Source organism: Microbacterium sp. MMO-35, assembly GCF_037147555.1.
Lineage (GTDB): Bacteria > Actinomycetota > Actinomycetes > Actinomycetales > Microbacteriaceae > Microbacterium.
The window spans coordinates 178,029-198,808 of record NZ_JBBCVH010000001.1 but is presented as its reverse complement, the minus strand read 5'-3'; the positions used below and the strand labels follow the sequence as shown (position 1 = coordinate 198,808).

General features: G+C 71.1%; 18 protein-coding genes. 7 read left to right on the top strand and 11 right to left on the bottom strand.

Features of this window, described 5'->3' with window-relative positions:
* Positions 1–207 precede the first annotated feature (207 nt).
* Positions 208–2,178, top strand: a complete 1,971-nt coding sequence (locus WFJ01_RS00820) for a DUF4407 domain-containing protein (protein WP_336627920.1) — start codon at positions 208–210, stop codon at positions 2,176–2,178.
* Positions 2,179–2,349: 171 nt separating this feature from the next.
* Complete coding sequence (locus WFJ01_RS00815; RefSeq protein WP_251442619.1) at positions 2,350–3,363, top strand: aldo/keto reductase family protein; 1,014 nt, start codon at positions 2,350–2,352, stop codon at positions 3,361–3,363.
* 485 nt (positions 3,364–3,848) lie between these two features.
* On the opposite strand, the gene WFJ01_RS00810 is transcribed toward WFJ01_RS00815, so the two are convergent.
* The 3 genes from WFJ01_RS00810 to WFJ01_RS00800 form a co-directional block, all read right to left on the bottom strand.
* Positions 3,849–4,358, bottom strand: a complete 510-nt coding sequence (locus WFJ01_RS00810; RefSeq protein ID WP_336627919.1) for a glycine cleavage system protein R — start codon at positions 4,356–4,358, stop codon at positions 3,849–3,851.
* Between the two features lie 178 nt (positions 4,359–4,536).
* Positions 4,537–5,604 carry a PLP-dependent cysteine synthase family protein gene (locus tag WFJ01_RS00805; RefSeq protein WP_292883406.1) on the bottom strand — a complete coding sequence of 356 codons (1,068 nt, stop codon included), beginning with the start codon at positions 5,602–5,604 and terminating at the stop codon, positions 4,537–4,539.
* Positions 5,605–5,754: 150 nt separating this feature from the next.
* Positions 5,755–6,291, bottom strand: a complete 537-nt coding sequence (locus WFJ01_RS00800; protein ID WP_336627918.1) for a CGNR zinc finger domain-containing protein — start codon at positions 6,289–6,291, stop codon at positions 5,755–5,757.
* Between the two features lie 39 nt (positions 6,292–6,330).
* Here WFJ01_RS00800 and WFJ01_RS00795 point away from each other — a divergent pair, with 39 nt between their 5' ends.
* From WFJ01_RS00795 to WFJ01_RS00775, 5 genes are all read left to right on the top strand, one after another.
* Positions 6,331–7,311 carry an EamA family transporter gene (locus tag WFJ01_RS00795; RefSeq protein ID WP_295034134.1) on the top strand — a complete coding sequence of 327 codons (981 nt, stop codon included), beginning with the start codon at positions 6,331–6,333 and terminating at the stop codon, positions 7,309–7,311.
* Positions 7,312–7,407: 96 nt separating this feature from the next.
* Positions 7,408–8,085, top strand: a complete 678-nt coding sequence (locus WFJ01_RS00790) for a GntR family transcriptional regulator (protein ID WP_295034137.1) — start codon at positions 7,408–7,410, stop codon at positions 8,083–8,085.
* Complete coding sequence (locus tag WFJ01_RS00785; RefSeq protein WP_336627917.1) at positions 8,082–9,608, top strand: MmgE/PrpD family protein; 1,527 nt, start codon at positions 8,082–8,084, stop codon at positions 9,606–9,608. The genes WFJ01_RS00790 and WFJ01_RS00785 overlap by 4 nt, the downstream gene beginning before the upstream one ends.
* 115 nt (positions 9,609–9,723) lie before the next feature.
* A complete protein-coding gene (gene prpB, locus WFJ01_RS00780) occupies positions 9,724–10,635 on the top strand; it encodes a methylisocitrate lyase (RefSeq protein ID WP_336627916.1) in 912 nt (303 codons plus the stop codon).
* Between the two features lie 32 nt (positions 10,636–10,667).
* Positions 10,668–11,795: a bifunctional 2-methylcitrate synthase/citrate synthase gene (locus tag WFJ01_RS00775; protein ID WP_251442599.1), complete on the top strand. Its 1,128-nt coding sequence runs from the start codon at positions 10,668–10,670 to the stop codon at positions 11,793–11,795.
* 123 nt (positions 11,796–11,918) lie between these two features.
* Here the strand turns inward: WFJ01_RS00775 and WFJ01_RS00770 are convergent, their stop codons facing one another.
* The 8 genes from WFJ01_RS00770 to WFJ01_RS00735 form a co-directional block, all read right to left on the bottom strand.
* Positions 11,919–12,515 (bottom strand): antibiotic biosynthesis monooxygenase, encoded by a 597-nt coding sequence (locus WFJ01_RS00770; protein WP_251442596.1) that lies wholly within the window; start codon positions 12,513–12,515, stop codon positions 11,919–11,921.
* 247 nt (positions 12,516–12,762) lie between these two features.
* On the bottom strand, positions 12,763–13,803 hold the full coding sequence (locus tag WFJ01_RS00765) for an N-acetylglucosamine kinase (RefSeq protein WP_336627915.1): 1,041 nt from the start codon (positions 13,801–13,803) through the stop codon (positions 12,763–12,765).
* The gene (locus WFJ01_RS00760) at positions 13,800–15,074 is read right to left on the bottom strand and encodes a 6-phospho-beta-glucosidase (RefSeq protein ID WP_336627914.1); all 1,275 of its coding nucleotides are present in this window, start codon (positions 15,072–15,074) and stop codon (positions 13,800–13,802) included. Before WFJ01_RS00760 ends, WFJ01_RS00765 begins: the two co-directional genes overlap by 4 nt.
* A gap of 1 nt (position 15,075) precedes the next feature.
* Positions 15,076–15,957 carry a carbohydrate ABC transporter permease gene (locus tag WFJ01_RS00755; protein ID WP_336627913.1) on the bottom strand — a complete coding sequence of 294 codons (882 nt, stop codon included), beginning with the start codon at positions 15,955–15,957 and terminating at the stop codon, positions 15,076–15,078.
* On the bottom strand, positions 15,954–16,958 hold the full coding sequence (locus tag WFJ01_RS00750; protein ID WP_336627912.1) for a carbohydrate ABC transporter permease: 1,005 nt from the start codon (positions 16,956–16,958) through the stop codon (positions 15,954–15,956). The genes WFJ01_RS00755 and WFJ01_RS00750 overlap by 4 nt, the downstream gene beginning before the upstream one ends.
* Complete coding sequence (locus tag WFJ01_RS00745; protein ID WP_336627911.1) at positions 16,958–18,292, bottom strand: ABC transporter substrate-binding protein; 1,335 nt, start codon at positions 18,290–18,292, stop codon at positions 16,958–16,960. The genes WFJ01_RS00750 and WFJ01_RS00745 overlap by 1 nt, the downstream gene beginning before the upstream one ends.
* Before the next feature lie 58 nt (positions 18,293–18,350).
* Positions 18,351–19,508 carry an ROK family transcriptional regulator gene (locus WFJ01_RS00740; protein ID WP_292883484.1) on the bottom strand — a complete coding sequence of 386 codons (1,158 nt, stop codon included), beginning with the start codon at positions 19,506–19,508 and terminating at the stop codon, positions 18,351–18,353.
* Between the two features lie 292 nt (positions 19,509–19,800).
* Positions 19,801–20,766, bottom strand: a complete 966-nt coding sequence (locus WFJ01_RS00735) for an acetylxylan esterase (RefSeq protein ID WP_336627910.1) — start codon at positions 20,764–20,766, stop codon at positions 19,801–19,803.
* Between the last annotated feature and the right edge of the window lie 14 nt (positions 20,767–20,780).

Genomic DNA, 20,780 nt, shown 5'->3' with positions numbered 1-20,780 from the left:
TCGCCCGCGTCTCTCTCCTCCGTCCGGCCCTCCCTCCCCGCAGCGGCGCGAGTGCGGGGAGAGAAAGGCGCTGCGGAGAGGGAAACTCGGGAGGGAGGTGTCGGGCGCCCCGGATCCGCGCGCGCATAGCGGGCGCCTCGGACCCACAGGGGTCTCTTCCAGGGTTCGCCCGGGGGTCTTCCAGGCGGGTTTTCGTACATTTATGGGATGTCCTATTCCGCCCACCGCCCTGGCCGCATGGATTCCCAGGGCCGGATCGCCTTCGACGTCGACGGACAGCCCGACCCCGCGAACCCCGCCGACCCGACGGCGGAGGACCCCTTCATCTTCGTGCGCGACTACACGCCCACCGGATCCGACCCCGCCGAGGCGCCCGCCGATGACGAAGCCGTGACGACCCCGATCGAGCCGGTCGTCCCGCCGCGTCCTCCGGTGCCGGAGCCCGCCCCCGCGTCGGAGGGCGAGCCGGATCGGATCGAGGAGCTGTTCTCCGCGGCCGAGGCGCCCGCGGACGAGCCGTTGGTCCCCGAGCCGGCGCCCGCCCCCGCGGTCGCCGCTCCGGCACCGGCCCCGACGAAGCCCCCGAAGGCGCCGAAGCCCCCGCGCGAGCCGCGTCCGCAGGGCTGGTTCTGGCGTCGGCTGGCGATCCTCGGCGGCGCCGACGGGGCGATCCTCGACCGCGTGCCGAGCGAGCAGCCGCGCTTCGTGCAGATGTTCTTCGTGCTGGCGGGAACGGCGCTGGTCTCGGCGCTGTCGATGCTCTTCGCGCTCACGACCGGCGTGCAGGTGCTGGTGTGGCTCGCGGTGCCCCTCGCGGTCGTCTGGGCGCTGCTGATCTTCAACCTCGACCGCTTCCTCACCTCGACGATGCGCTCCACGCGCAACTTCTGGCGGCTGCTCGGGCTCGCGATCCCGCGGGTGCTCATGGCCGCGATCATCGGGTTCGTCGTGGCCGAGCCGATCGTGCTGCAGGCGTTCCACAACGACATCGCGCGCGAGGTCACCGCCACCAACCTGGTCCAGGCGCAGAGCGACCAGAAGGCGGTCGCGACCGGACCGGAGAAGAAGGCCCTCGACGCCGCCTCCACCCGCCTCGCCGACCTGCAGAACCAGGCGTCCACGGGCATCGTGAAGGGCACCTCGAGCGACTCCGCCTCGCAGAAGGCGGCCCAGGACACGGTCACCAAGATCACCGCGCAGATGACCGATCAGCAGAAGGTGATCGACCAGGCCCGTGCGCTGTACCAGTGCGAGCTGACCGGCCAGGGGGCGGGCACGGTTCCCGGCTGCACCGGGGTGCAGGGAGACGGCGCGAGCTCGACCGCCGCGAAGTCCCAGCTCGACCAGGCGCAGCAGACCTACGACGCGCTCGCCGCGCAGCTGCGCCAGGCGAACACCGACCTCGAGTCCGCCGACGCGTCGTCGAAGACGGCGACCTCGGCCACCGAGACGCAGAACCGGCAGCAGGCGAAGGACCAGATCCCCGCCGCGGAGCAGGCGTACAAGGCCGCGCTCGACGCCTACAACGCCCGGGCTGCCGACGTCGCCGGGACGAACGCCGGCGCGGTCGGCCTGCTCAGCCAGATCTCGGCCCTCGACCGTCTCTCCGCGAAGGAGCCCGTGCTGGGCTTCGCGCACTGGCTCATCGCGGCGCTGTTCTTCATGATCGAGCTGCTGCCGGTGATCGTGAAGGTGCTGACGAGCTGGGGGGATCCGTCGCTGTACGAGAAGGCGGAGGCCATCGCCAAGCAGGTCGAACTCGACCGCGTGACCTCCAAGGGCTACCGCGACCGTGCCGCGATCATCGCGGAGGAGGCCAAGCACCGCGCCTTCGCCGACGCGCACGAGGCCGAGGTCGCGGCCGCATCCGCGGAACCGGCGACTCCTGTCGAGGCGGCGCCGGCGGCCCCGCTGGAGGCGGAACCCGCCCCGGCGGCCGCGGCAGGCGCTGCGGATCACGCTCCGGACGCGCCCACGACGGCGCTGCCGGTCACGCCGCCCGCCGCAGTTCCCGCGCACCGTGCCGAGCCCCCGCATGTCGCCGCGGCGCCGCCCGCAGTGGCGGGCGCCCCGTCCTGGCCCGTGCCCGCCCACCCCGGTGTCGCTTCGGCCCACCCCGCGCCGTCGTCGGCGCACCCGACGGCTCCTGCCGGGCAGCCGGAGAGCGCCCGGGTCTGACGCCCCTCCCGCTCCCGTCGCGAAAAGTGCCGGAAAGACCACCGGAAAGCGGCAGTTTCTGCGACGGGAGCGGACGCGTCGCGAGGTGCGGACGGGGACACGGGCGCGGATCCGTCTCGGCGGATGACGCGGACGGGCCTCGATGTGTCCGGTCACGCCTACGCTGGATCCATGGTCAACTACCGATACCTGGGCAACAGCGGTCTGAAAGTCTCCGAGATCACCTACGGCAACTGGGTCACGCATGCGTCGCAGGTCGAGGACGACGCCGCGGTCAAGACCGTGCACGCCGCGCTCGACGCCGGGATCACGACGTTCGACACCGCCGACACCTACGCCAACACGGCGGCGGAGGTCGTGCTGGGCACGGCGCTGGCCGGTCAGCGCCGCGAGAGCCTCGAGATCTTCACCAAGGTCTACTTCCCGACCGGCCCCAAGGGTCCGAACGACACCGGCCTCAGCCGCAAGCACATCCTCGAGTCGATCAACGGATCCCTGAAGCGACTCGGCACCGACTACGTCGACCTGTACCAGGCGCACCGGTTCGACTACGAGACCCCGCTCGAGGAGACGTTCCAGGCCTTCGCCGACGTCGTCCGTCAGGGCAAGGCGCTCTACATCGGCGTCTCGGAGTGGACCGCCGAGCAGCTGCGCGAAGGCCACGCACTCGCGAAGCAGCTGGGCGTGCAGCTCATCTCGAACCAGCCGCAGTACTCGATGCTGCACCGCGTGATCGAGGGCAAGGTCGTTCCGGCGTCGGAGGAGCTGGGCATCTCGCAGATCGTCTGGTCGCCGATGGCGCAGGGCGTGCTGAGCGGCAAGTACCTGCCGGGGCAGCCGGTGCCCGAGGGCTCCCGCGCGACGGATCCGCACTCGGGTGCGCACTTCATCCAGCGGCTCCTGCAGGACGACATCCTCACCGCCGTGCAGCGGCTGAAGCCGATCGCCGCCGAGGCCGGCCTCACGATGCCGCAGCTCGCGATCGCGTGGGTGCTGCAGAACAAGAACGTGGCCGCGGCGCTCGTGGGCGCCTCCCGCCCGGAACAACTCGCCGACACCGTCAAGGCTTCGGGGGTCGTGCTGGACGCGGACACGCTCGCGGCGATCGACGAGGCGCTCGCAGGCGTCGTCAACGACGACCCGGCCGACACCTACGAGGTCTCCCCGAAGGCCCGCCTGGTCTGAGGGCGAAAGGCCCGCACCGCGTCGCCGGTGCGGGCCTTTCGTGTGCCCGGACCCGGGTCAGACGGTTCGTGGTGTCGTCCCGGCCGTGCCTCGGCGGCCGGGCCGTCTTGCGTCGCGGCGTCCGTCGCGCCGTCGGCCCGCGTTCCGGCCCGCATGCCGGCGCGCAATTCAGGCTGGATCGGCGGTGGGGGCTGGTGGGCGCGTCAATACGGCGCCTCGGACCGGATCCAGCCTGAATACGGCGGGCGCGAGGCGTGCAACGGCGCCGGAACGGGGGCTCAGGCGACCGTGCGGCCGGGCCGTTTTGCGTCGCTCCGGCGGCCCGCCGTCGGCCCGCCGTCGGCCCGCGTGCCGGCCCGCATGTCGGCGCGCAATTCAGGCTGGATCGGCGGTGGGGGTCGGTGTGCGCGTCAACACGGCGCCGCGGACCGGATCCAGCCTGAATACGGCGGGCGCGAGGCGCGCGAGGGCGCTGGAACGGGGGCTCAGGCGACCGTGATGTCGACCTGGAGATCGTGCGCGATCCGCTCCAGGGCACTGCGCAGGGCCTCCGGATCCGCATCGGCCGGTACGCGGGCCAGGATCGACGCCTCGAACAGGCGACCTCCGGTCATCGCCGCGTCGCGGGTCTCGGTGGTCATGCTGTCGATGCTCAGCGCGCTCGCGTTCAGGACCGCGGTGATCTCGCGGACGATGCCCGCGCGGTCGTTGCCGAGCACCTGGATCGAGAGCTCCTGCGGGGTCTCGGTGGCCTCGGATCCGGATCCGGGGTGCACGGCGATCGTGAGCAGCCCCTCGAGCCCGCTCAGCGACGCGCGCAGCTCTTCCACCCGCTCGATCGGCACCGACACCTGGATCACGCCGGCGAACGTGCCCGCCAGCTCGGCCAGTCGGCTGTTCTCCCAGTTGCCGCCGTGCTCGTCGACGATGTGCGCGACGGTCGCGACGAGGCCCGGGCGGTCGGATCCGACGACGGTGAGGATGAGGGTGGTCATGTCGCCAGCGTAGGCGAGCCCGCCCCTTGACCGCGAGACCGAACCCTCGTCGCGAGACCGACGATGAGAACCTCGGTCTCGGGACGCAAGTTCGGTCTCGCGGAAGAGGCGCCGGAAGGGGCGCCGGAAGGGGCGCGGAAGGGGGCGCCGGAAGGGGCGCGGAAGGGGTGCCGGGGCGTCAGCGCTCCGGCCACTCCCCGGAGGTGAGGAAGTGCTCCATCCGCGCTCGATGCGGGGCCAGATCCCAGCCCTGGCCGGCGACCCAGTCGTCGGAGTAGTACGTGTCGAGGTAGCGGGTGCCGCTGTCGCAGATGAGGGTCACCACGCTGCCGCTCTCGCCGTCGCGGAGCATCCGGGCGATGAGCTGGAACGCACCGACGAGGTTCGTGCCGGTCGACCCGCCGGCCCAGTGCAGGGTGCGCTGCTTGAGCAGCCGGACCGCGGCGATCGAGGCGGCGTCGGGCACGGGGATCATCTCGTCGATCACGCCGGGCACGAACGAGGGCTCGACCCGCGGTCGTCCGATGCCCTCGATGCGGCTCGGTGTTCCGGTCGTGAACGACGGATCCCCGGCGCGCCAGCCGCCGTAGAAGGCCGAGCCCTCCGGATCCACGACCGCGATGCGGGTGTCGTGACGGCGGTAGCGCACGTACCGCCCGAAGGTCGCGCTCGTGCCGCCGGTGCCGGCGCCGACGACGATCCAGCTCGGGATCGGGTGCCGCTCGCGGCTGAGCTGACTGAACACGCTCTCGGCGATGTTGTTGTTGCCGCGCCAGTCCGTCGCGCGTTCGGCGTAGGTGAACTGGTCGAGGTAGTGCCCGCCGCACTCCGAGGCGAGACGCTCGGCCTCGGCGTACATCGCCGCCCCCGAGTCGACGAAGTGGCACCGTCCGCCGTAGAACTCGATGAGATCGATCTTCTCCTGGCTCGTCGACCGCGGCACGACCGTGACGAACGGCAGTCCCAGCATCCGCGCGAAGTACGCCTCGGACACGGCGGTGGATCCGCTCGACGCCTCGACCAGGGTCGTGCCCTCGTGGATCCGCCCGTTGACCAGGCCGTAGAGGATGAGCGAGCGGGCGAGGCGGTGCTTCAGGGATCCGGTCGGGTGCACCGACTCGTCCTTGAGGTAGAGGTCGATGCCCCACTCCGCCGGCAGCGGGAAGACGTGCAGATGCGTGTCGGCGCTGCGGTTCCCGTCGGCCTCGAGCAGGGCGATGGCGGATCCGGTCCAGTCGGCGGTCATGTCAACGAGAGTAGCCCGCCCGCGCGCCCCCACTCCGGGTCGTCCCCCTGAGCACGACCTATAGCCCGGCCTCAGGGGGACGACTCGGAGGAGGAGGGGGAGGGGGAGGGGAGGGGAGGAGGACGGAGGGAGGAGGGAGGAGGGAGGGGATCAGGCTTCGGCGCGGCGGGCGCGGTAGGCCGCGACGGCGTTGCGGTTCGCGCAGGCCGTGGAGCAGTAGCGCTTCGAGCGGTTGCGGGAGAGGTCGAGCGCGAGAGCCTCGCAGGTGTCGTCGGCGCAGACCGAGATGCGGGATCCCTCCTCGGCGCGGATCACGTCGATGAGGGCCATCGCGGTCTCCACGATCACGCGTTCGGGCAGCGGGTGATCGTCGGCCACCGCGTGCAGGTGCCAGTCGACCGTGCCGTGCCGGGCGAGGCGCGGCGCGAGGGAGACGCCGGCGAGAGCCGCATTGACCTCGGCGGCCATGTCGTCGCGGTCGGCGAGCAGCATCCGGCGCAGCTGAGGGCGGATCCCGCGGAGTCCCGCCAGTTCGTCCTCGTCGCGATCGATGCGACCGGTGTACCGGAACTGGTCGAGGAAGGCCGCCTCGTCGGTCAGGGAGGAGAGCGTGTCCGGATCCTCGGCCGAGTTCACGAGCCACACCGCGGCCCGGAGGGTCTCCTCGGTGTCATCGGTGAAGATCATGTTGACAGCTTACATCGTCGACGGGTAGCGTCACATGTCATGAGCACAGTGGCGAATGACACTCGGGCCGCCGGAGTGCGCTCCGGGCTGGTCTTCGCGCTCGGCGCGGCCCTGTCCTTCGGGATGAGCGGCGCGTGGGCGCGCGGCCTCATGGACGCGGGGTGGAGCCCCGGCGCCGCCGTCACCGTCCGCATGTGGGTCGCGGCGCTCGTGCTGCTGGTGCCCACCCTGCTCGCCCTGCGCGGCCGCTGGGGCACGGTGCGCAAGAACGCCGGCATGATCGTCGTCTACGGTCTGCTCGCGGTCACGGCCGCGCAGCTCTGCTTCTTCCAGGCGGTGGCCGTGATGGACGTCGGCCTCGCCCTCCTCATCGAGTACACCGCGCCGATCGCCGTGGTGCTCTGGCTCTGGCTCCGCCGCGGCGAGCGGCCCGGCGCGAAGGGCATGATCGGCGCCGTCGTTGCGTTCATCGGACTCGTGCTCATGCTGGAGATCTTCACCGGATCCCGGATCGATCCGGTGGGGATCCTGTGGGCGCTCGGCGCGATGGTGGGCGCGGCGACCTACTTCCTGCTCTCCGGGCGCGGGGACACGGGCCTGCCCCCGATCGCGCTCGCGGGGCTCGGGCTGCTGATCGGAGCGATCGGGCTCAGCGTCGCGGGGGCGACCGGGATCCTGCCGATGACGTGGAACACCCAGGACGTCACCTACCGGTTCGGCACGCTGCCGTGGTTCGTGCCGGTGCTCGCGGTGGGCGTGATCGCGACGGCGCTCGCCTACGTGCTCGGCATCGTGTCGACGCGTCGGCTGGGTTCGCGCTTCGCCTCGTTCGTCGCGCTGAGCGAGGTGATCGCCGCGCTCCTGTTCGGCTGGCTGTTCCTCGGGCAGCTTCCCGATCTGCTGCAGGCGTTCGGCGGTGCGCTCGTGCTCGTGGGAGTGGTGCTGGTGAAGCTCGGCGAGCCGGTCGTCGACGAGGTGGATCCGGAGGCAGTGCCGGAACCGGTCGAGACCCTGCGCTGATCCACAATGTATACGGAATAAGCCAGAATTCGGGAAAAGTTCCGTTCTTCCGTTCTTTGTGTATACACTGACGGCATGACCATCGTCGCCGAAGGGATGCGTGCGGGGGAGTTCGCCTACCGTGCGCTGCTCGAGGAGATCCAATCGGGATCCCTCGCCGCCGGCACCGTGCTCGCCGAGGTGGAGCAGGCCGAACGCCTCGGCGTGAGCCGCACGCCGCTGCGCGAGGCGCTGCGGCGGCTGACCGCGGACGGGCTCGTCGAGCAGCTCTCGCCGCGCATCACCGTGGTCGCGGCGATCGACGCCGACGACATCCGCGACCTGTTCGTCCTGCGCCGGGCGCTCGAGGAGAGCACCGCGCGCGCCGCCGCCTCCGCTGCCGACCGCACCGAGTTCACCGCCCTGGCGGAGCGCTTCGCCCAGGCCGCGGAGGCGCTCGGCGACGACGAGGGGCGCGCGCGATACTACGCGCTCATCGGCCGTTTCGACGACGCGCTCGACGCCGCCGTCGGCAACGACTACCTCACCGCGGCGCTGCGCACCGTGCGCACGCACCTCGTGCGCGTGCGCCGGATGGCGCGGGACAAGCCCGCGCGCCTCGCCGCGAGCGCGGGCGAGCACCGCCTGATCGCCGAGGCGATCGGATCCGGGGACGGCGACCTCGCCGCGCACGCCACCCACGTCCACTTGCACAACGCGCTCGCGAGCATCCTCGACTCGCTCGCTGGCGCGGATCCCGAGACCTCCACGACCGGAAAGAAGGCCAGCGCATGACCGTCACCCATCACCTCCGCGTGCACCGCAGCGACGAGCAGCTCGCCCGCGAGGGGCAGCTCGCCTGGCGCATCGCCGAGATCGCCGCCGATCCGGTCGAGGTCGACGCCGACGTCGTCGACATGATCATCAACCGCGTCATCGACAACGCGTCCGTCGCGGCCGCCTCGCTCACCCGCGCCCCCGTCAGCGCCGCCCGCCAGCAGGCGCTCGACCACCCGGTCTCGGTGAACGGATCCGGATCCACGGTGTTCGGCTGCGCGCTCGAGCGCCGCACCAGCCCCGAATGGGCCGCCTGGGCGAACGGCGTGGCCGTGCGCGAGCTCGACTACCACGACACCTTCCTCGCCGCCGAGTACTCGCACCCCGGCGACAACATCCCGCCGATCCTCGCCGTGGCGCAGCACGTCGGCGCGGACGGCCGGGCTCTGGTCCGCGGCATCGCGACGGGCTACGAGATCCAGGTCGACCTGGTGAAGGCGATCAGCCTGCACGCGCACAAGATCGACCACATCGCCCACCTCGGGCCCTCGGCCGCCGCGGGCATCGGCACCCTGCTCGGCCTCCCCGTCGAGACGATCTACCAGGCCGTCGGGCAGGCGCTGCACACCACGACCGCCACCCGGCAGAGCCGCAAGGGCGAGATCTCCACCTGGAAGGCGCACGCCCCCGCCTTCGCCGGCAAGATGGCGGTCGAGGCCGTCGACCGGGCGATGCGCGGTGAGACCTCGCCGAGCCCGATCTACGAGGGCGAGGACGGCGTGATCGCCTGGATGCTGGACGGCCCCGACGCGTCGTACGACGTGCCGCTGCCCGTGGCCGGCGAGTCCAAGCGGGCGATCCTCGACACCTACACGAAGGAGCACTCCGCCGAGTACCAGGCGCAGGCCTGGATCGACCTGGCGCGCAAGCTCCACAACGAGCGGCCCGAGCTGGCGGATCCGGCCAACATCGAGTCGATCGTGATCCACACCAGCCACCACACGCACTACGTGATCGGATCCGGGGCCAACGACCCGCAGAAGTACGACCCGCACGCGTCGCGCGAGACGCTGGACCACTCGATCCCGTACATCTTCGCGGTGGCCCTGCAGGACGGCACCTGGCACCACGTCGACTCCTACGCACCCGAGCGCGCACAGCGCGAGGACACCGTCGCGCTGTGGCACAAGATCACCACGCTCGAGGACCCGGAGTGGACCCGCCGCTACCACTCGAACGACATCGCCGAGAAGGCGTTCGGCGGTCGCGTCGAGATCCGCCTGACGAACGGCGAGACGGTGACCGATGAGATCGCGGTCGCCGATGCGCATCCGCTGGGCGCGCGGCCGTTCGCCCGCGAGGACTACATCCGCAAGTTCCGGATCCTCGCGGAGCCGGTGCTCGAGCCCGCCGAGATCGAGCGGTTCCTGGAACTCGTCCAGCGCCTGCCCGAACTCACCGCCGAGGAGGTCGGCGCGCTCTCGATCGTCGCCGCACCCGGTGTGCTCGCCGCCGCTCCCGCCCCGAAGGGGTTGTTCTGATGCGGTGCCGTGAAACGACGCAGGAGATCCTGCGGCTTGCGGCTGGATCCGGGTCGGTCACGACGGTATTTCCTGCGTTGTGTTCCGGGACCCGGCGTGACTCGGAGGTGTACTGATGCTGTACGCCACCACCCCGGCCGCGGAGAAGCGGCGGATCCTGCGCGAGCGGCTCGCCGCCGGGGAGCTGCTGAGGTTCCCCGGGGCGTTCAATCCGCTGAGCGCGCGGCTCATCGAGCGGAAGGGCTTCGACGGGGTCTACATCTCCGGCGCCGTGCTCTCCGCCGATCTGGGCCTGCCCGACATCGGCCTCACGACCCTCACCGAGGTGGCCGGGCGCGGGCAGCAGATCGCCCGGATGACCGAGCTGCCCGCGATCATCGACGCCGACACCGGCTTCGGCGAGCCGATGAACGTGGCCCGCACGATCCAGACCCTCGAGGACGCGGGCCTCGCGGGCACGCACATCGAGGATCAGATCAACCCCAAGCGCTGCGGGCACCTGGACGGCAAGGCCGTGGTCGACGAGTCGACCGCGACCAAGCGGATCAGGGCCGCGGTCGACGCCCGGCGGGATCCGAACTTCCTCATCATGGCGCGCACCGACATCCGCGCCGTGGAGGGCATGGACGCCGCGGTCGACCGGGCCAAGGCTCTCGTCGACGCGGGGGCCGACGCGATCTTCCCGGAGGCGATGCGCACGCTCGCCGAGTTCGAGCGGATGGCCTCCGAGCTCGACGCGCCGATCCTGGCGAACATGACGGAGTTCGGCAAGAGCGAGCTGTTCACGACGCAGCAGCTGAAGGACGCCGGCGTGAGCATCGTGATCTGGCCGGTCTCGATGCTGCGGATCGCGATGGGCGCGACCGGGCGCGCGCTGGATACGCTGAACGAGGAGGGGCATCTGACCTCGAAGCTCGGCGAGATGCAGCACCGGGCGGACCTGTACGACCTCATCGACTACGAGTCCTACAACCACTTCGACACGAACGTCTTCAACTTCCGCATCGACAAGGAACCCGGTCTCTGAGCCGTCTCGGTGACCGCGCACGAAGGAGTGACATGAGCGACCCCGACATCAAGAAGGGCCTCGCGGGCGTCGTCGTCGACACGACGGCGATCTCGAAGGTCAACCCCGAGACCAACAGCCTGCTGTACCGCGGCTATCCCGTGCAGGAGCTCGCGGCGACCCAGTCGTTCGAGGCCGTGGCCTACCTGCTCTGGAACGGGGAACTGCCCACGCCCGAGCAGCTGGCCGCGTTCGAGGCGCAGGAGAGGGCGTTCCGTCCGCTGGATCCGCGCACCCTCGCCCTGCTCGACCTGATCCCGCTCGACGCGCACCCGATGGACGTGGTGCGCACGGCGGTCAGCCAGCTCGGCACGTTCGACCCGAGCCTGCACCGCCCCGGCGGCTGGACCGACCGCGAGCTCGACCTCGGCCGCTCCGTCTACCTGCTCGCGCAGATCCCGACGATCGTCGCCGCCGTGCAGCGCCGCCGCTGGGGGCTCGCGCCGATCGATCCGCGCGCCGATCTCGACTACTCGACGAACTTCCTCTGGATGACGTTCGGGGTGCTGCCCTCGGAGGCTGCCGTGGACGTGTTCCGGATCTCGATGGTGCTGTACGCCGAGCACTCCTTCAACGCCTCGACCTTCACGGCACGGGTGATCGCGTCGACCACGGCCGATCTGTACTCCGCGGTCGTCGGTGCGATCGGGGCGCTCAAGGGCCCGCTGCACGGCGGGGCGAACGAGGCCGTGATGCACATCTTCGAGGAGATCGGATCCGCCGACCGGGTCGTGCCGTGGCTCGACGACGCCCTGGCGAGCAAGCGCAAGATCATGGGCTTCGGCCACCGGGTCTACAAGAGCGGCGACTCCCGGGTGCCGACCATGAAGGCGGCGCTGGACCGGCTCATCGCCGACACCGGCCGCACGGATCTGGCCGAGCTGTACGACACGCTCGAGGCCGAGTTCGTCGCGCGCAAGGGCATCTATCCGAACCTCGACTACCCGTCGGGGCCGGCGTACCACCTGCTCGGGTTCGAGACGGAGATCTTCACGCCGCTGTTCATCGCGGCCCGCATCACGGGCTGGACCGCGCACATCATGGAGCAGGCCGCGTCCAATGCGCTGATCCGCCCGCTGTCCGCCTACAACGGCGTCGACGAGCGGCACATCGAGGGCTGACGGACCCGGTCCCGCTCGGCTCGACCCGCTCGGCTCGACCCGTTTCCACAGGGTGATCGTCATTCCGCAGGAGGATCCGGCCGGATCCGTCCTGCGGAATGACGATCATCCTCTCTTCCGGCGCTACCGGTTCAGCCAGCGCCGCAGGGAGCGGGTCACCCAGGGCAGCACCCAGTAGGTCATGATCGGCGTCAGCACGACCGTCGTGGCGAGCACGCGCAGCCAGATCGGCAGGGCGTTCCAGCCGGGTACCGGGCTCATCAGGTACGTGAAGACCAGGTTCACCGGGAAGAATCCGAGCCAGATCGACACGGCCTGCTTCCAGCGGGGCGGCGACGGGGCGACCATCACCGTGGTCGCCCCGGTCGAGGTCGGCACGGTGATCGTCTCGGTCGACGGCTCGTCGAACCAGCCCTCGATCCCGGTGCGCCGCCGGGTGCGCTCGCTGCGCACGAACCCCTCGCCCATCGACAGCCACCAGGCGCGCTCGCGCGAGGCCTCCCAGGCGTCGAGGGCTGCCTCGTCCGCGAAGCGGTAGAGCATGTGCCAGTGGTGCGAGTCGTCGCCGTCGCGCACCCAGCCGGATCCGAGGAAGCCGGGATGCGAGCTGGCGAGGTTCACCCCGGTCTGCACCCAGGCCGTGGCCTCGGCGATGCGGGCGGGGTCGACCTCGCGGCGGATGGAGACGGTGATGGGCGCGGATGACGGCGTACCGGACATGGTGGGTCCTTCGGGGGAGTGCGTGCTTGTGGCGTCCCCGAGTGTACGCATCCCGTGTTTCCCGGATGTTGCAGGATGCCGTGCGTCGCGCTCCGCCCGTTCAGGTCGCACTCCGCCCGTTCAGGTCGCACTCCGCCCGTTCAGGTCGCACTTTCGGCGGCCCCAGGGTGGTCGGCACCGCCAGAAGTGCGACCTGAACGATGAGCGGCGCAGGACCGGCGAGCGGCGCAGGACCGGCGAGCGGCGCTCAGGCGGGGACGGTGCGCTCGAGCGCTGCTCGGGCGCGGCGCAGCACGTCGTCCGCGGCGCCCTGCTGCTCCAGTAGCGCGAGCCCCGCGCCGACCACGGGCCGGGCGTCGACCACCGTCGGAACGGCCGAGGGCAGTGCGGCGGTGAGCCGCTGCACGACCCCGTCGAGAAGCAGGGGCTGGCGTGCCGCGAGCACCCCGCCGCCGAGCACGACCGGGATCGGATCCCGATCGAGCCCCAGTCGCCGGGCCGCGCTCGCCGCCATCGCCACGATCTCCTCCGCCTGCCGCTCCACGAGCGCGCGGGACACGGCGTCGCCGTGGTCGGCAGCCGTGAACACCACCGGCACGAGCTCGGCCAGCCGCTCCTCCGGAAGGCGGCCGAAGTGCACGTCCTCGATGAGCGCGGTGAGGTCGGAGCGCCCGAACGACTCGGGGAGCGCCGTGGTCAGCGCGGTCTCCGGTCCCCGGCCGTCGAGCGCCCGGGCGGCCAGGCGCAGCGCTTCCGCGCCGATGTCCGATCCGCCGCCCCAGTCGCCCGACACCGCGCCCCAGGCGAGGAAGCGGGCCGTCGTGCCGTCGGCGCGCACGCCGATCGCGTTGAGCCCAGTGCCGCAGACCACGGCGACCGCGTCGGGCGCGAGCGTGCCCGTCCGCAGCAGGGCGAACATGTCGTTCTCCACGTGGGCTTCCACGCCGTCCTCTCCGAGGAACCACGGCAGCGAACGGATCCGCGCGCGGAACGCCGCGAACTCGTCCTCGTGGTCGAGGCCGGAGAGGAACACGCCGACCCTCAGCAGCGGCCCCCCTCCGGCCTCGGCGTGCACCCGCCGGACGGCCGCGTCGACGACGGCGGCCGATTCCCCCTCCCGTCCGGGGTGCACATCGGACGCGCCCAGACGCACATGGGCGACGACCGCACCGGTCGCATCGAGGGCGACGGCGTCGGTCTTGGTGCCGCCGCCGTCGATGGCGATGACGATCCCTTCCGGATGCGTCGGCGGGAGTCCCTGCCCGGTCCGCACCGCCGTGCCGCTCACCGCGCCCACGCGAGGTGATCCCGGTTGTGGTCGATGAGCAGATCGGCGAGCTTCTCCGCGCGGTCCCACTGGCCGACGAGCGGGTGGGCGAGCAGCGCGCGTTCGACGAGCTGCCGCCCGCGCTCGGCGGATCCGGTGTGCCGTGCGGCGTCGAGGGCGAGCCGCTCGTAGCCCGCGACATGGCCGATCAGCCCCTGCACGTCGCCCGGCAGGGGAGCTGTGGGCACGGCGACGGGACCGGAGGCGCCGATCGTGGCGGACACCTCGACGACGTGGTCGTCGGGGAGGAACGGCAGAGTGCCGCCGTTGCGGAGGTTCGCGACCTGCACATCGCCGCGGTCGCTGAGCAGCGACGCGATGAGATCCACCGCCGCCTCGGAGTAGAACGCGCCGCCGCGTTCGGCGAGCACGGCGGGCTTGGCGTCGACGGACGGATCCGCGTAGAGGCGGAGCAGCTCCCGCTCGACCTCCATCACCTTCTCCGCGCGCGGCGGTTCGTGCCGCTGCTCATCGAGGACCCGGTCGTGGGCGTAGAAGTACCTGAGGTAGTACGAGGGGACCATCGCGAGGTTCTGCAGCAGCGGAGCCGGCAGCTCCACCTCGTCCGCGAGCTCGGGCAGGCGCTCCCGCAGCAGCTCCGGCAGCACATCGACGCCGTCGAGCAGCACGCCGCGCTCCCAGGTCAGGTGGTTCAGGCCGACGTGCTCGAGGCGGACGAGGGCGGGATCCGCGTCGAGCATCCGGGCGAAGCGGCGCTGGAATCCGATCGCCACATTGCACAGGCCGATCGCGCGATGGCCCTCCTCGAGCAGCGCGCGGGTCACGATTCCGACCGGGTTCGTGAAGTCGACGATCCAGGCGCCGGGCTTCGCATGCCGGCGCACGGCCTCGGCGACCTCGAGCACCACGGGAACCGTGCGCAGTGCCTTGGCGAGCCCGCCGGGACCCGTGGTCTCCTGACCGATGCAGCAGGCCTCGTGCGGCCAGGTCTCGTCGCCGAGCCGGGCGGCCTGCCCTCCGATCCGCAGCTGGATCAGCACCACGTCCGCGTCCGCGACGCCCGCGACGAGGTCGGCGGTGGCCCTGATCCGGCCCGGGTGCCCGGCGCGCGCGAACATCCGCTGCGAGACCCCGGCGACGAGCTCCCGGCGCCGGTCGTCGGGATCCACGAGCCAGAGCTCGTCGATCGGGAGCACGTCGCGCAGCCGTGAGAAGCCGTCCGTGAGCTCGGGGGTGTAGGTGGATCCGCCTCCGATGACGGTGAGTTTCATGTCAGCCCTTCACTCCGGTCAGGTTGATGCCCTCGACGAACACGCGCTGGGCGAAGAAGAACACGATCACCACGGGGATCGTCACGAGCATCGTCACAGCCATGGTCGTCCCCCAGTCGGTGCCGTGGGTGCCGTGGAAGGTGGACAGACCGTAGGCGACCGTCCACGCCGAGGGGTTCTCCGAGGCGTACAGGAGCGGGCCGAAGTAGTCGTTCCACGAGTTGAAGAACAGGAAGCTCGCGGCCGAGGCGATGCCGGGCTTGGTCATCGGCACCATGACCCGCCAGAGCACGCCCCACTCGCCGTTGCCGTCGATCCGCGCGGCGTCCGCGTAGGCGGACGGGATGGTCAGGAAGAACTGCCGCAGCAGGAAGATCGAGAACGCATCGCCGAGCAGGTTCGGCAGGATCAGCGGCCAGAGCGTCCCCGTGAGGCCGAGCTTGGCGAACATCACGTACACCGGCACGATCGTGACCTGCGGAGGCAGCAGCATCGCCACGATGATCGCCAGGAAGACGATGTTCGCCCCGCGGAAGCGGATCTTCGCGAGGACGTACGCCGCGGGCACCGATGAGACCAGCATGAACGCGGTGGCGAGCACCGCGTAGAACGCGGAGTTCAGGAACCACAGCCCCAGCGGCACCTGCGTGAACGCGCGGACGTAGTTGGAGAGGTCCCACGGCTGCGGCCAGATCGAGGCGGTCAGCGTCTGCTTGCCCGACATGAACGAGGTCAGCAGCACGAACAGGATCGGTGCGAGGAACAGCACCGCGAGCACGGAGAGCACGGTGTGGTCCGCGATCCAGATCAGGATGCGCCGGCCGCCGCGCACCGGGCGCGCGGGGCGCGCGGACCCCGTGGTGATGAGCGCGGTCGCGGTCATGAGAAGTCCTCCGGGGAGAAGGCCCGCGACTTGCGCAGCAGCAGGGCGACGAACACGCTGGCGACGAGGAACAGCACCACGGCCATGGCCGCGGCGTAGCCGAGCTGGAAGTTGGCGAACCCGCGCACGTACAGCCACTGCGTGTAGGTGAGCAGCGAGTCCTCCGGATACCCGATGTCGGCGGCGAGCCCGCCCGAGGCGGCGCCCGAGCGACCGGACGCGACGCCGGACGCCACGGCCGCCTCGGTGAAGTACTGCAGCGCCGCGATCATGCCGGTCACCAGGGCGAACAGCAGCACGGGGGCGATCGACGGGATCGTCACGTAGCGCACCTTCTGCACGCCGTTCGCCCCGTCGAGCGATGCCGCCTCGTACTGGTCGCGCGGCACGTTCAGGAGTGCCGCGAGCAGGATGATCATGACGTCGCCCATGACCCACACGCCCAGCAGCACGAGCGAGGGCTTCGCGAGTGCGGGGTCGTTGAACCAGAGCGGACCGGGGATGCCGAGGCTCTTCAGCACGAGGTTGACGGGGCCCGTCCCCGGGTTGAAGAGGAACACGAACGCGACGACCGACGCCACGGGCGGCACGAGCGCGGGCAGGTAGAAGATCGTGCGCCACACGCCGCCGGCGCTGCGGGCGCGCAGCAGGAGCCCCGCGACCGCGAGGGCGCAGACGATCCGCACCGGCACCAGGATCACGACGAACCACAGGGTGTTCAGGGCCGCGGTGGCGATCCGCGGATCCTTCGTGAACAGGTAGACGTAGTTGTTCAGGCCGTTCCACTGCGGCGCGGACACGAGGTCGTACCGGGTGAAGGAGAAGTACAGGTTCGCCACGAGCGGGTAGACGAAGAAGACGGCGAGGCCGAGGAGCGTCGGAGCCAGCATCAGGGCGATGCTCCATCGACGACGGCGGGCGGCGGATCCGCGCCGGCGGGCGGTGGCTCCCGGGGCGCGCGGAGGGGTCTCCGCGCGCCCCGGCGCGAGGGTCGCGGTCATCACGGGCCCTCGCTCAGGGCGAGCTGGTCGTCGATGTCCTTGTCGACCTTCTTGAGGCCGGCGTCGATGTCGCCCCCGCCGCCGGATTGGAACCTGGTCCAGTAGCCGGAGAGCGCGACCTGGTTCGCGCTGCCGATCACGGTCGCCGGGATCGAGGTCAGGTGCGGGCTCTTCGCGATGTCGAGGAACGTCCCGAACTGCTCCGGGAGGTCGAGCTTCGAGGACGCGAGCGCGTCCTTCGTGGTCGGGACGTTCTTCAGGCCGTTGGCGAGCTTCACGACCGCGTCGGTGTCGAGGGTGAGATAGCGCAGCAGCGCCCAGGCGGCTTCGGGGTTCTTGGAGCCCTTGGAGACGCCTGCGATCGTGCCGGAGGAGAACCCGCCGCCGTAGAGGTCCTCGTGGCCGTCCAGCACGGGGAAGGGCGCGACCCCGTACTTCACATCGGGCGCCTGATCGGCGAGGAAGGCGACGCGCCACTCGCCGTCGAGGTTCATCGCGAGCTGGCCGGTCTGGAACGCCTGACCCGCGGAGAACTCGTCTCCGAGACCGGCGGTGAACGCCTTGAGCTTGTCGTAGCCGATCTCGTCGATGAACTTCTTCTGCCAGGTCATCAGCTCCTTCCAGCCGGGCGAGGAGGCGATCGCGCTCTTGCCGTCCTTCATCCACTCGGCGCCTGCGGCGGCTCCGAAGACGGTCGGGGCGTTCTCGTAGGCGCCCATGAGCGGGTTGAAGCCGAGCGTCTTGATGGATCCGTCGGCGTTGTACGTCGTGAGCTTGACCGCCATCGCCTCGAGCTCGCCGAGCGTCTTCGGCGGTGCGCTGTAGCCCGCCGCCTGCAGCAGGTCGGTGTTGTAGTAGAGGCCCTGCACGTCGGCGAGCATCGGCAGCGCGCACTGCTTGCCGTCGAAGGAGGTATAACTGCGCGCCACATCGGACACCTGCGAGAGGTCGACGCCGTCCCGCTCGATGTAGGGCGTGAGGTCGCGCAGCGCTCCCGACGAGCAGAACGCGCCCACGTTGTCGACGGCGCCCGAGATCGCGACGTCGAGATCGTTGCCGGCCGCGATGGCCTTGATGATCTTGTCGTCCTCCTGACCGGTGCGCACGTCGACCTTCACATCCGGGTACTTCTTGTGGAAGTCGTCGATGACGGACTGGACGACTCCGGCCTCGCGGTCGCTGAAGAACTCCCAGAGGGTGACCGTGCCGGACAGATGGTCGGGCGCCGTGGCGGCGACGGTGGTGTCGGATCCGCCGGAGCAGCCGGCGAGGACGACGGCGGTGACGGAGAGCGCGGCGATGGCTCCGATGCGGAGCCGGGTGTGGCGTTTCATGTGAACCTCTCTGTTCAGGGGGATCTGGCGGCACGGCCGGGGTCGGCCGTGCCGCGAATCACTCGGGGAGCAGGCGTCCGCGCAGGCGTGACACGAGCACGTGCCGGGCGCCGAGGAGCACGGCATCGGCCGGGGCTCCCGTGGTGCGCACCGCGGGGTCCCAGCCCGACGAGGCGCGCAGCGCGGCGGACACGGCGTCCGCCAGCGCCGCCCCGCCGGCGACCCCGGTGGGGCCGCCGAGGATCACCAGCGACGGATCCAGCACGGCGATGACCGGCGTGAGGGCCAGCGCGATGCGCGCGGCGAGGTCGGGCACGATCCGATCCGGCGCGCTCGCGAGGGCGGCGAGAGCCCCGGCGTAGTCGAGCGGGCTGCCGACGGCGGAGGTCGCGGAGCGTGCGACGGCGGATCCGCCGACCAGCTCCTGCAGGTCCTCCGCGTCCGGGTCGATCGCCATCGCCGTGCGGGGCGCGGGCAGGTAGCCGATCTCGCCCGCACCACCGGTGGCGCCGTGCAGGATCGTGCCGTCCAGGTCGATCGAGAGGCCGAGGCCCTCGCCGAGCCAGAGCAGCGCGAATCCCGGGGCGTCGGCGCCCGCGCCCTCGGCGCGTTCGGCGATCGCGGCGAGATTCACGTCGTTCTCCAGCGCGACGGCGATGCCGAGGCCCGCCTCCAGCTCGCCGCGCGCGTTCTGCATGGGCCAGCCGTCGAGGGTGTCGGTGAAGTTGAGGCGATCCGCGGCGGGGTCGTTGGCGGCCTGCACGCCGATCACGATCTCGACGACGGCGCCGGCGTCGACGTCGGCCGCGCGGCAGGCGGCGTCGATCGCCCGGCGCACATCGCCCTCGGCCGAGCGCGGGTGCGCCGCGTCGATCGGGATGGTCGCGACGGGGCGCTCCGTGCCGCGGGCGTCGACGACGGTCGCGCGCAGCACGGTCTCGTCGACGTCGATCGCGACGCCCAGGCTCCGGTCCAGCCGCACGTCGTAGGTGACCGCGTTCGGGCCGCGGCCGGCGGAGAGCTCACCGGCGGGGTGGATGAACCCGGCCTCCTCCAGTCGCGTCACGATCTGCGCCGCGGTCGGCTTGGAGAGCCCGGTCAGCTCGCCGATGCGGTTGCGCGTGAGCGGGCCCTCGTCGAGGAGCAGCGAGAGTGCGGCCTGGTCGTTGCGGAGGGCGAGCCAGCCGGGGGTGCCGGGGGCGGGGGAGGACGTCATCGAAGCTCCTGAAATCTATTAGCTAAGTTTCTTTATAGATTCCAGATGCGGATCCGTCAAGACCTCGGACGGATCAGGATCCTCTACCCGGATCCGGATCCGGATTCCGTTCAGGTCGCAGAATCGGCTGTTCCCGGGGCCTGGGAACAGCCGATTCTGCGACCTGAATCGCCAGAGTGCGACCTGAGCGAATCGACTGCGCCCCGGCGGCGGGACGGGATGCCGATCAGCTCCGCGCGACGTCGAACTCCACGGCCGACCAGGACAGCGCGGGGAGAGTGAGGCGCACCGCTCAGAGGCGTTCGGCGAGCCAGGCGGTCTGCCGCAGCCAATGGGCGAAGCCTCCGCCCTCGTGGCCGTTGAACTCGTAGACCTCGATCGCCGCGTCCTCCGTCAGGAGGTGGTTGTACGCGGCGAAGACGCTGGAGGGCAACACGACGTCGTCCATGAGGGCCACCGAGAAGAGCGCGGGCCGGGCGATGCGGCGGGCGAAGTTCACGCCGTCGAAGTACGACAGGGTCCGGAACGCCTGGTCCCCGCGATCCCGGTGCACCGAGAGATAGCGGGCGATCTCACCGAAGGGGTCTCCGGGCGTGAGCGCGACGGAGCGGCGGAAGTCGCACAGGAACGGCACGTCGGGCATGACGGCGACCACGCCCGGATGCAGGGCCGCGGCCGCGAGGCTGATGCCGCCGCCCTGGCTGCCGCCGGTCACGGCGATCCGGGCGGGGTCGGCGAAGGGGATGTCCTGCACCGCATCGACGAGCAGCACGGCATCGGTGAAGACGCGGCGGTAGTAGTAGTCGTCGGGGTGCAGGATGCCGCGCGTCATGAAACCGGGGGCCGCTCCGTCCGATCCGTGCGGATCCGGGGTGGCGCCGCCCGTTCCCCAGCCGGCGCCCTGGCCGCGCGTGTCCATGAGCACGTGCACGTAGCCGGCGGCGGCCCAGTGCAGGCGCTCGCCGGGGAAGCCGCGGCCGCCGCCGTAGCCGAGGTACTCGATGACGACGGGCAGGCGTCCCGCGCGGCGGGGCCGGGTGACCCAGCCGCGGATCCGCTCGCCACCGAAGCCCGAGAACGTGAGGTCCTCGACGATGAGCGCATCGATCGGGGTCGCCGCGGGGGAGAGGGTGGCGGCGGTGGTGAGCGCGCGGGATCCGGCCAGGGTGTCGCGCCAGAATCCGTCGAAGTCGGCGGGTTCCGAGACCTCGGGACGGAGTCCGCGGAGCTCGGTCAGGGGAAGGTCGGTCAGGGGCATGGTCGTGTGCTCCT